The 10,141-nt window shown below is 45.6% G+C and carries 10 protein-coding genes; 5 read left to right on the top strand and 5 right to left on the bottom strand.

Translation table 11 applies throughout. The features are described 5' to 3' along the window. Positions 1 to 305: 305 nt before the first annotated feature. A complete protein-coding gene (locus ACBR23_RS27580) occupies positions 306 to 587 on the bottom strand; it encodes a DUF6439 family protein (RefSeq protein ID WP_340520747.1) in 282 nt (93 codons plus the stop codon). 101 nt (positions 588 to 688) lie between these two features. On the opposite strand from ACBR23_RS27580, the gene ACBR23_RS27575 reads away from it, so the two are divergent. From ACBR23_RS27575 to ACBR23_RS27565, 3 genes are all read left to right on the top strand, one after another. After that, the gene (locus ACBR23_RS27575; protein WP_341736625.1) at positions 689 to 1,063 is read left to right on the top strand and encodes a DUF2203 domain-containing protein; all 375 of its coding nucleotides are present in this window, start codon (positions 689 to 691) and stop codon (positions 1,061 to 1,063) included. Positions 1,064 to 1,161: 98 nt separating this feature from the next. Further along, positions 1,162 to 2,553, top strand: a complete 1,392-nt coding sequence (gene asnS / locus ACBR23_RS27570) for an asparagine--tRNA ligase (protein ID WP_371120818.1) — start codon at positions 1,162 to 1,164, stop codon at positions 2,551 to 2,553. 262 nt (positions 2,554 to 2,815) lie between these two features. Continuing rightward, positions 2,816 to 3,583 carry a Uma2 family endonuclease gene (locus ACBR23_RS27565; RefSeq protein ID WP_371120817.1) on the top strand — a complete coding sequence of 256 codons (768 nt, stop codon included), beginning with the start codon at positions 2,816 to 2,818 and terminating at the stop codon, positions 3,581 to 3,583. Between the two features lie 135 nt (positions 3,584 to 3,718). On the opposite strand, the gene ACBR23_RS27560 is transcribed toward ACBR23_RS27565, so the two are convergent. Together ACBR23_RS27560 and ACBR23_RS27555 are read right to left on the bottom strand one after the other, a co-directional pair. After that, on the bottom strand, positions 3,719 to 5,200 hold the full coding sequence (locus ACBR23_RS27560; RefSeq protein ID WP_371120816.1) for a M16 family metallopeptidase: 1,482 nt from the start codon (positions 5,198 to 5,200) through the stop codon (positions 3,719 to 3,721). 188 nt (positions 5,201 to 5,388) lie between these two features. Then, positions 5,389 to 6,984 carry a M16 family metallopeptidase gene (locus tag ACBR23_RS27555; protein ID WP_371120819.1) on the bottom strand — a complete coding sequence of 532 codons (1,596 nt, stop codon included), beginning with the start codon at positions 6,982 to 6,984 and terminating at the stop codon, positions 5,389 to 5,391. Positions 6,985 to 7,265: 281 nt separating this feature from the next. Here ACBR23_RS27555 and ACBR23_RS27550 point away from each other — a divergent pair, with 281 nt between their 5' ends. Continuing rightward, positions 7,266 to 7,883 (top strand): helix-turn-helix domain-containing protein, encoded by a 618-nt coding sequence (locus tag ACBR23_RS27550; protein ID WP_341736638.1) that lies wholly within the window; start codon positions 7,266 to 7,268, stop codon positions 7,881 to 7,883. Here ACBR23_RS27550 and ACBR23_RS27545 read toward each other — a convergent pair whose 3' ends face one another. After that, on the bottom strand, positions 7,884 to 8,246 hold the full coding sequence (locus ACBR23_RS27545) for a hypothetical protein (RefSeq protein ID WP_371120815.1): 363 nt from the start codon (positions 8,244 to 8,246) through the stop codon (positions 7,884 to 7,886). Between the two features lie 72 nt (positions 8,247 to 8,318). On the opposite strand from ACBR23_RS27545, the gene ACBR23_RS27540 reads away from it, so the two are divergent. Continuing rightward, a complete protein-coding gene (locus tag ACBR23_RS27540) occupies positions 8,319 to 9,194 on the top strand; it encodes a cobalamin biosynthesis protein (RefSeq protein WP_371120814.1) in 876 nt (291 codons plus the stop codon). Here the strand turns inward: ACBR23_RS27540 and ACBR23_RS27535 are convergent. Beyond that, complete coding sequence (locus ACBR23_RS27535) at positions 9,094 to 9,465, bottom strand: phage holin family protein (RefSeq protein WP_371116761.1); 372 nt, start codon at positions 9,463 to 9,465, stop codon at positions 9,094 to 9,096. The two genes, ACBR23_RS27540 and ACBR23_RS27535, sit on opposite strands and share 101 nt — an antisense overlap. Positions 9,466 to 10,141 lie beyond the last annotated feature (676 nt).

The raw sequence follows: 10,141 nt of genomic DNA, 5'->3' as shown, positions 1-10,141 counted from the left end.
TTTAAGTGGGGTAAATTAGACCTGTCAATTCGAGAATTAATCTGTTTAAACTGCGGTACACACCAAGACAGGGATTTGAACGCTGCGAGAATTATACAAAAAGTCGGGATTGGGCATAGCCACGACTGTAAATGGCCGCAGAGGGAAGGTAAGACTGCTTGCAGCACATCCCAATGAAGCGTCAAGAATCACCGCACTTTCAGGGCGGTGAGTATGTCAAACCTAGATGCCCGACTTCTTCCACAAGTCGGGCACCTAAAACCAGAGGGTTTTGAGTTTCCAGAGTTTCGATCAAAACTGCAAAACTATTTTCCGTGTCCGTGGGTGGGGCAAGGAGGAGCTGAGATCGATCGATCTAGCCATCCTGCGGCTTGATTCAAGCGAGGGAGGGCTTCTTCTGGCTGATTTTTGAGCAAAAAGACCAAAGCAGCCCCAGCTTGCTCAGCGGCGCGAGCAGGACGGTTATTCTTGAGACGATGCCAATCTTTTTCGGAGATGGCGAGGCGGGCGGCAAGAGCTTGGGCTAGTTCTACTGTGGTAAGCTCGTTGAGGTTGACAGTTTTAGGCGTTTGTGTAGTTTCAAGCATAGTTGGTAATCATAGCGATTTGGCTACAGTTCCTGAATTTAAAAAATATACTGCACATAATAACAACTAAATTTTAATTATTGTCAGATTTGCGTATCAAAATGCCTCAACAGCCGTCAGAGTTTAATCCAGAGACACCAGGAGATGATGACAGCGAGTTTGTTCAAGCCCTCTCAACGGTGGAGCGATCGCTCGCAGCAGTCAAAGAACGTTACACTCAAATTCAGGTCGATCGCCAGCGCCAAGCGGAACTGGGGCATCGGCGCGAAGCAATCCACCAGCAACAGCGCCAAAATCGCTTACCGCAACTGAAGAAAGAATTGCGGGAAATTGAGCAAGAATTAGAAACGATCGAGTTAAATTTAGAAAGCAGTCTGTTTTCCTGGGCTAGCATAAAACAACCTTTTTGGCAAGCAGTTCGTTTTGGGGGACTTGGTATTTTGCTAGGTTGGATTTTGAAATCTTATGCGGGATAGTTTTTGATTTTTTTTACCGCAGAGGGCGCAGAGGGCGCAGAGGAAGAGAAAACAGAGAAATATAGTGCAAAATAAGTATTAAATAAACGGGAGTGGATATGACAAATCAACGAATTGCTGCTATTTTGCGGGCTGGGGAACCTGATGAAACTGTCACTGTTCAAGGCTGGGTTCGCACTAAGCGGGAATTGAAAGAATTTGCGTTTGTGGAAGTCAATGATGGTTCGGCGATGGCTAATTTACAAGTAGTCATCAATGCTGATTTGCCAGATTTTGAAAATGTACTGAAACAATTAAATACAGGTGCATCTGTGGAAGTGTCGGGGGTGTTGGTAGCATCTCCAGCAAAGGGACAGCGCATTGAGTTAAAAGCGTCTCAAGTTCAAGTTTATGGGGATGCCGACCCCCAAAGTTATCCGCTGCAAAAGAAGCGGCATTCTTTGGAGTTTTTGCGAACAATCGCCCATTTGCGGCCGCGTACTAACACCCACGGTGCTGTGTTTCGGGTTCGCAATGCTTGTTCCGCAGCGATACACCAATTTTTCCAAGAACGGGGTTTTTTGTGGGTGCATACTCCGATTATTGCTGCTAGCGACTGTGAAGGTGCGGGGGAAATGTTTGCCGTTACTAACTTCGATTTGAAAAATATCCCGCGCACTGATTCTCAAGAGGTTGATTATGCTAAAGACTTTTTTGGTAAACGCGCTTATCTGACAGTAAGTGGTCAGTTGGAAGCGGAAATTATGGCGATGGCTTTCGGCAATGTTTACACTTTTAGCCCGACTTTTAGGGCGGAAAACTCTAATACTTCGCGGCATTTGGCTGAGTTTTGGATGATTGAACCGGAGATGGCTTTTTGCGATTTGCAGGGAGATATGGATTTGGCTGAGGCGTTTTTAAAGTATATTTTTAAATACGTGTTGGATCGTTGTCCGGAAGATATGGACTTTTTCAACGATCGCATTGACAAGACGGTTCTGGCTACTGCGGAAAATATCATTAACAATCAGTTCGAGCGGATTACCTACACCGAGGCGATCGCACTTTTGGAGAAAGCAGACAAAAAGTTTGATTTTCCCGTCAAGTGGGGTTTGGATTTGCAGTCGGAACACGAGCGTTATTTGGCTGAGGAATTGTTTAAAAAGCCGACAATTGTCACAGATTATCCCGTGGGAATTAAAGCATTTTATATGCGGTTAAATGATGATGAGAAAACCGTGCGAGCCATGGATATTTTGGCTCCTAAGCTGGGGGAAATTATCGGTGGTTCCCAGCGGGAAGAGCGGCTGGATGTGTTGGAAAGACGCATGGAAGCTCAGGGGATGAACAAGGAGGAATTGTGGTGGTATTTAGATTTGCGCCGCTACGGTACTGTACCTCATGCTGGGTTTGGTTTGGGCTTTGAACGGCTGGTGCAGTTTATGACGGGAATGGGAAATATTCGGGATGTGATTCCGTTTCCAAGAGCTCCTTTGAGTATTGATTTTTAGTTGCAGGCGGCGGTTGAAACCAGGTTTACAAAAACAAAGCAGACGGCGGTTGAAACCGCGCCTACAAAAACAAAGTCCGCCTCCGCGGACTGAAGACAATAACATAATCTTTTAACTGGTTCCCAGGCTCCAGCCTGGGAAACTATATCCAGAGGCTCTGCCTCGCTTGGTAAAATGGAGGCAGAGCCTCCCGATCGGCGTTACCAGGCTCCAGCCTGGTAACGAGTAATCTAAAATATAAAATCTAAAATGGTATAAACTAATGGTTCTTCAAATCCCATCGAGTTCCCAAGCACCAACTATTACCTGGGAAGCCCTACCAGCCGACTTTGTATTACCGGACGATCCCGTGGAAAATATTCAACAACCACCCCTTGCTGCCGCTCTTACCGATGCTCTGGGAGCCGCTGGACGCATCGCACCGATCGCCCTAATCGGTTCCAATTTTGGACTGGTAGCGACAGTAAATAAGCAGACTGTAGTCAAAGCACCGGATTGGTTTTACGTGCCGCAAGTGCATCGAGTCGCAGAGGGCAGCATTCGCCGCAGTTACACGCCCAATCTGGAGGGTGCGCCGGTATCGGTGGTGATGGAGTTTTTGTCTAACGAAGATTATGCCGAACTGTCGGCGCGATCGACTCCTCCCTACGGTAAGCTCTACTTCTACGAACAGATTTTGCAAGTGCCCACCTATGTTACCTACGATCCCTACGAGCCCAAGCTGGAAGTGCGGTATCTGCAAAATGGGGGCTATGAAACCCAGACGGCTGATGCACAGGGACGGGTGCGGATTCCAGAGTTAGATTTGTGGCTGGGGATTTGGTCGGGGGAACGGCTGGGTCAAACTATCAACTGGCTGCGCTGGTGGGATGAAGCTGGAAATTTGCTGCTGTGGAGTTCGGAACAGGCCCAACAGGAGCGGCTGCGGGCAGAACAGGAACGGCTGCGGGCAGAACAGGAAAGGCTGCGGGCGGACGTATTGGCGGCAAAGTTGCGGGAGTTGGGTGTCGATCCCGATCGGCTAACGTGAAAAGAGAGGACTAAAGTCCTAACTACGAACCTAAAAATGGTTTGTAGTTAGGACTTTAGTCCTGATTATGAACTTATAGCAACTGTCAACTGTCAACTGTCAACTGTCAACTGTCAACTGTCAACTGATTACCGATTAAGTTGCCGAGGGAATTGTGATATCAACAGATTGCACTTTTACCGAAGTTCCCAAACTCGATAATGGTGGTTGAATTCCCGCAGTATTTCCCACTACTAATGTCACCAAATTCTCCGGTTTCAAGTAAGTATTAGCGACGCGCTGTACGTCAGCAATTGTGGCTTTTTCCACGCTGCGACGGTAGCTAAAAATGAAATCTTGCGGATAACCGTAGTATTCGTAGTTCATTAAGCGCGCCAAAGTTTGACTAGGGTCTTCAAATTTGAAGATGAAGGAATTGATTTTTGAATCTTTAGCAAAAGCTAATTCTTCTGGGGTAATTGCTTCGGTGCGAATGCGATCGATCTCCGTGTTAATGGCTTTGATAAATGGTACGGTTGCTTCGGATCGCGTTTGGCCTCCTGCGACAAATACCCCTGGATAGTCAAACCTCGCACTCCAAGCAGCATAGACTGAATAAGCTAAGCCTTGGCGCGATCGCACGTTATTGAACAAACGACCACCAAAACCGTTCAAAACCCCATTCATTACATCCAAAGCACCGTAATCTGGACTATTGAGCATTCCACCCAAATGTCCCATTTGCACGTAACTTTGAGTTAGTTGGGGCTGATTTACGAAAAATATGCCACCTTTATTGGCTGCTGATACAGTGGGTAAGGGTGGCACTTCTGCCATCTGAGTCGGTTGCCAATTGCCAAATTTTTGCTCGATGAGCGATCGCATTTTTGCCGTATCAAAGTCCCCAGAAATCCCCAAAATCATATTTTTAGGGTGAAAGTATTTCTGGTAGAAACCCACCAAATCTTCGCGGGAAATATTCGCCAAGGTTTTGTATTCTACCGTGCGGGCGTAAGGACTGCGATCGCCATAAATCAGCTTTTGAAACTCCCGGCTAGTAATGTCGTCGGGATTGTCATTGCGGCGCGCGATTCCACCTTGCTCTTGTTTTTTAGCTAAATCCAACTTTTCCTGAGCAAAAATTGGCTGTTGAATGACTTCGGCAAACAAGTCAAATACAGGCTCTATATCCTCAGCTAAAGCCGTAAAATTAGCGCTTCCCGAAGTAGAGCTAATCCCTGTTTCTACCGAAGCAGCGCGACGTTCTAGCAACTGATTTAGTTCGTCTGACGTATGCTTTTTCGTACCGCCAGTGCGCATTACTGTCCCAGTTAAATTTGCCAGTCCGATTTTTTCGCTTGGCTCAAATCTTTCTCCGGTGCGAAATAGCGCATTTCCTCCGACTAAGGGCAGTTCTTTATCTTCCATTAAGTAGACTCGCATCCCATTTTTAAGTTCAAAGCGAGTGTATTTAGGTAGTTTCAATTCTGGCAGTGCCGGAAATGTCAATTCGTCGTAGTGCTTCGGTCCTGCCGCGAAAGAAGGTAACAAATTAAATGTTGATAATGAAACTGTAAAGAAGCAAAGCGCCAGCAGAAATAGCTTTACTTTTTTCAGTTTCAATTTAGTCCTTTTCATTCTTTCTCCTAAGTTGCCTGTGGTAACTATTCTATCTCTTAGTCTGCGGAGGCAGACTTCGTTTGTGTAGACGCGGTTTCAACCGCCGAGTATAAATCGAGGCAGAGCCTCTGGATATTCGTTCCCAGGCAGAGCCTAGGAACGAGTCTTCCTTCTTCCTTCTTCCCTCTTCCTTCTTCCTTCCTTACTTACAGTGGTAAAAGCTTACCAATGGTCTTGTTTTCTGGGCGGAAAGTTGTCTGGGCGACTCGTTGAATATCGGTGGGACCTACCTTAGCAATAGCATCCAGTTGCTTAAACAAATTGCGCCAAGAACCAGTTTTTACTTGATAATCCAGCAGGGAAAATGCCATGCCCATGTTAGAATCGAGCGATCGCAATAAACCAGCCCTCGCCTGAGTTTTCACTTGCTCCAATTCCTCAGCAGAAACCGACTCTGTTTTCAGGCGATCGATTTCCTTGCTCAAAGCCACCGCCACCTCATCAACCGTGCGCCCCGGAGCAGTTTGAGCGTAAAATAACATTAAATTCGGATACTTTTCTCCCGGATAACCGCTAAAACCTTGAGCCGCCAAAGCTAATTGCTTTTCTACTACTAAAGATTTGTAAAGTCGAGAAGTGCGACCATCGCTGAGCAAAGAACCAATTATGTCATAAATCGCATTATCGGGATGATTCATCGCAGGTCTGTGGTATCCTTCCAAATACCAAGGTTGAGTTTGCAATTTCAGCGTTACTTCCTTAGTTTGGGTTTGGGGAGGTTCGACAATTTGCAATTCAGGAGCCGCTGGCTTCGCTTTATAGCGCCCGAAATAAATTTGCGCCAGTCGCTTCACCTCCGAGGCTTTCACATCTCCTACCACTGCAACAGTCAGCTTGCTGGGGACGTAATGAGTGTCAAAAAACTTTTGTACATCGCTACGGCTGAGGTTTTGAATGTCTTGAGTGTAGCCAATTACGGGGCGGCGATAGGGATGGACAGAGAAAGCTTTGTCAGCAAAAAGTTCCACCATTTGTCCGATGGGGGAATTTTCGGTTCGCATTCGGCGCTCCTCTAGAATCACCTGTTTTTCTTTGTAAAATTCCCGAAATACTGGTTCTAGAAATCGCTCCGATTCCAGGGACATCCACAGTTCTAATTTATTAGCTGGCAGGCTATAAAAATACATTGTGGCGTCGGTAGAAGTGGCGGCATTGAGCCCTACTCCGCCTGCTTGTTCGACAATTTTGCCAAATTCGTTGCGTTTGACAAATTGCAATGCTTCGTTTTCAACTTTGTCAAATTCTGATTGGAATTTAGCGATTTCTGCGGTTTTACCGCTGGCTTTGGCTGCTTGGATTTGCTCGAAGAGTTTGTCTTGTTTGTCTAGGAGTGGTTTTTCAGCTTTGTAATCAGTAGTGCCAATTTGGGGCGTGCCTTTGAAGGCTAAATGTTCGAGGTAGTGAGCAACTCCTGTTTGCCCGTCGGGCTCGTTTGCTCCTCCTACGTCAGCATGAATTAGAAAGGATGCTACGGGTGCTCTTGGTCTTTCGAGTACGATGAATGTCATGCCGTTGTCAAGCTTAAATTCGGTGACTTGGCGAATTACTCGATCGAGCGATGGGACAACAGACACTGCTGCGGAGCCGTTAGCAGGGTTTTCGCGGGCGAGGGCGATTTGGGGGCTAATTCCCCACCACAGCACCACAGCGGCCAGCAGGGAGGCTAGCAGTCGTGTTTTCGATGTGAAGGAGTCCCTAGGGGATAGCTTCGGTTCACGAGGTTGTTGAGACGGCGGGGTCATGGGATTTGAGATTTGAGATTTGGGATTGGGCATTGTCACACAGCAAGATGTTTATGCCGAATCAAAGAGATTCTTTTTTAAGCATAAAGATTTTTTGAGTCATAAGCGATCTGTTGCGTCGCAAGTGCTAGGCTGATACAGCCAAGCTCAAAAATGATCTAGGGTTGAACAAGGAGTTTTGAGTTTAAGATTAAAGTCACTTACAACTTAAAACTTAACATAATTTAGTCCCTAAGTCCCTAAGTCGATATTCCAATTCGCCAATTACCGATTACAAAGCTATGCGAATTTTTAATCAGTCTCCTCCTGCTGAAACAGAAACCAAAAAACGGATTTTACAAGCGGCTCAACGCTTGTTTGCTCGCAGTGGATACGATGGCACCACTACTCGCGATTTAGCAGCGGCGGCGGGAGTGGCAGAGGGGACTCTGTTTCGGCATTTTGATAATAAAAAAGCAATTTTAATTGAGGTAGCCACAGAAGGATGGGTAGAATTACTGACAGATTTGTTGACGGAATTAAGCGAAATGGGCAGTTACAAAGCTGTGGCTCAGGTAATGCGGCGGCGGATGCTGAATATCCGCGAGAATAGCGACATGATGCGGGTGTGTTTTTTGGAGGCGCAATTTCACCCAGATTTGCGGGATCGAATTCAGTTAGAAGTAATTGGCAAGATGAGTGAGGTAGCCGAGGCTTTTTTTGAAACGGCAATGGAAAAAGGAATTTATCGGCAGATGAATCCGAAAATTGTGGCTCAGGTGTTTTTGGGGATGTTTGCAGTGGCAGGTTTTAGTCAAAATACGATTATGGAGCCTAATGCTTCTCCGCAGCAAATGCAGGAAATGGCAGAAGGACTCGCCGACATTTTTCTAAATGGGGTTTTAATTAAAGATGAGTAATTACTCGATAAATTCGTACATTTGTTGTACCCAATTCTCCCGGTATTCCTGCCATTCCTCCGTCACTACTTCCCAAGTTGTATTGCTTTCTAGTTCCAACAATAAACTTGAAACTTCTTCAAGAGTCGAGGCTATTTGACATTCTTCGATCCAAATTTTACGGAGCTTTTTCCATTGACTTTGTACGGCTTCGTGCTGAAAATTTGATTCTAATTCAACGAGCAATTGTGCTAGTTGTTTTTCGTCAATTGCTGCTGAAACGTCGCTCACCCAATCGTCGCGACGTTCTTTCCATTCTTCCGTCACTGCTTCCCATTCAAGGTTTGCTTCAAACTCTAACAGTAATTGGTTTAGTTCTACCATAGTCAATGTTGTATTTTTGGCAGTTTGTGCTATTTTACAACTTTTGTTTAAAAATAATGTTAAATTTTTATAATGATTAATCAATTGACTTTAGAGTGGCTAGAGAGTTTAGGTGGTTGGAGTCGTGGGGAAGGCGATTGGCCAGGAGTCGCGGCGGTTATGGCTAGGGGGGAAAGGGTAGAAGTAATTCAAGAAGTGGGTTCTATGTTGTGGAAAGATTCTTTACCACAAGGACACTCATTGTCTTGGGATGGTGACAATCTTTCACTTGTCAAAGCGAAAATTTGGATTAGTTTTACGCACAGAAGATTGTCGCCGGCATCGGCTTTGCCACAGGTGCAATGGCATCCGAAAGTATTATGGGTAGGGATAGGTTGCACTGGGGGAACATCGAGAGAATTCATCGAAAATGCGATTAAACAAGTATGTGTCAGCTATCATTTAGCGTCCAGTGCGATCGCCGGTGTTGCGACAATAGACACGAAAGCCAATGAAACTGGAATTATGGAACTTTGTCAAGGGCACAACTGGCCTTTGAAAACTTTTTCTGCTAGTGTCTTAAATTCTGTAGAAGTTCCCCATCCTTCAAATATGGTAGTGGCAAAAGTAGGGACTAAAAGTGTAGCAGAAGCCGCTGCACTTTGCGCGATCGAACTTGGATATTGTCCCATTGTCCAAAACAGGCAAGATGCCTGTTCCACAAAGAGTGAATATTGTTGTGGGGTGGGCATTTTGCCCACCCATGAAAGGCTTTTAGTTCCTAAACAAATATTTCTATCGGAAGAAAAAGCAGGCTCTGTAACTGTAGCCGTTGCAGTTTGTGCGATCGCACATCTAAGATCGGATGTTACAGATCCAAAGAGCGATCGGGATTCACAAATCGACCAATCAAGCCAGAAACAAAGGACAAAACAATTGAACCAAACAAAGCAGGCCAAAAACCATTAACGGCAAAACCGATACTGAAGACACCAGCCAACCACGACGCCAAGGAAAGCGAAATCGCATTCACCACAAATAAAAACAAACCCAAAGAAAGAATGCTCAAAGGCAGCGTCAACAATGTCAGAATCGGTTGCACCACCGCATTCACAAATCCGATCACCACGGCTGCTAGCATCGCCGCCGGAAAGCTAACTACTGTGATACCTGGTACAATGTTAGCTGTAATGTGCGATTCGTTTGACGTAAATGGGTAAAAATACTCAGGGAAGGTCAGCCTAACCAACTGGTTAGTATAACTAAATACATTTATAGGTGCGGGATTCACAAGTCCTCAGTCCTATCCCGCAAGTGCAGCGGTGAAAGTATATCCCCTATCTTGAGAGGTAGCAACTAACAGGGTAAAGCGGGGATAGAAGGCAGACTACTGGTAGCCGAAACTGGTAACTGTCGAGTAAGAGTTCATGTGTAGCGAAAGCAAAGATGTGTCTGAACCATCGTTATAACAGATGGTCTAACGGCTGAATCAGAATAAGACCGTTGCAAAACACGGTAAAGACTGGTTAAGACCAAGCCAAAAGGCAAGGATAGGGCATGGGCGATTTTTACTTCGACCTATAAGCACCGCCCATAAACCCGGTGGAGAGCATCACACTAAAAACTCAATCAATGTGTATTTGGAACGAAGTAACTCTCATATATCTCTTGAATCAGGTCGATTCCAAGTAAGTAGCTAACGAATAGTATATGGGAGAGGGATTGTATCAGAAGCCAATGCTCTGTTGTAATGATAGAGATATGCAGACAGGTACACGGTAACTTCAATGATGGGAACTTAGTAGCAATGAATAAGTCTAAAACGCGGGACAACCCGACGGTGGAATGGAATCAAATCAATTGGCGAAAAGCCGAAAGATTGACGTTCAAGTTGCAAAAGCGTATCTATCGAGCAA

This window comes from Microcoleus sp. (assembly GCF_041354475.1).
Lineage (GTDB): Bacteria > Cyanobacteriota > Cyanobacteriia > Cyanobacteriales > Microcoleaceae > Microcoleus.
The sequence above is the reverse complement of the archived record's forward strand: the minus strand, read 5'-3'. Positions and strand labels throughout refer to the sequence as shown.

Coding starts and splice junctions, on each gene's coding strand:
- ACBR23_RS27580 (WP_340520747.1), bottom strand. CDS start 587: ATGCTTGAAACTACACAAACGCCTAAAACTGTCAACCTCAACGAGCTT.
- ACBR23_RS27575 (WP_341736625.1), top strand. CDS start 689: ATGCCTCAACAGCCGTCAGAGTTTAATCCAGAGACACCAGGAGATGAT.
- asnS (WP_371120818.1), top strand. CDS start 1,162: ATGACAAATCAACGAATTGCTGCTATTTTGCGGGCTGGGGAACCTGAT.
- ACBR23_RS27565 (WP_371120817.1), top strand. CDS start 2,816: ATGGTTCTTCAAATCCCATCGAGTTCCCAAGCACCAACTATTACCTGG.
- ACBR23_RS27560 (WP_371120816.1), bottom strand. CDS start 5,200: ATGAAAAGGACTAAATTGAAACTGAAAAAAGTAAAGCTATTTCTGCTG.
- ACBR23_RS27555 (WP_371120819.1), bottom strand. CDS start 6,984: ATGACCCCGCCGTCTCAACAACCTCGTGAACCGAAGCTATCCCCTAGG.
- ACBR23_RS27550 (WP_341736638.1), top strand. CDS start 7,266: ATGCGAATTTTTAATCAGTCTCCTCCTGCTGAAACAGAAACCAAAAAA.
- ACBR23_RS27545 (WP_371120815.1), bottom strand. CDS start 8,246: ATGGTAGAACTAAACCAATTACTGTTAGAGTTTGAAGCAAACCTTGAA.
- ACBR23_RS27540 (WP_371120814.1), top strand. CDS start 8,319: ATGATTAATCAATTGACTTTAGAGTGGCTAGAGAGTTTAGGTGGTTGG.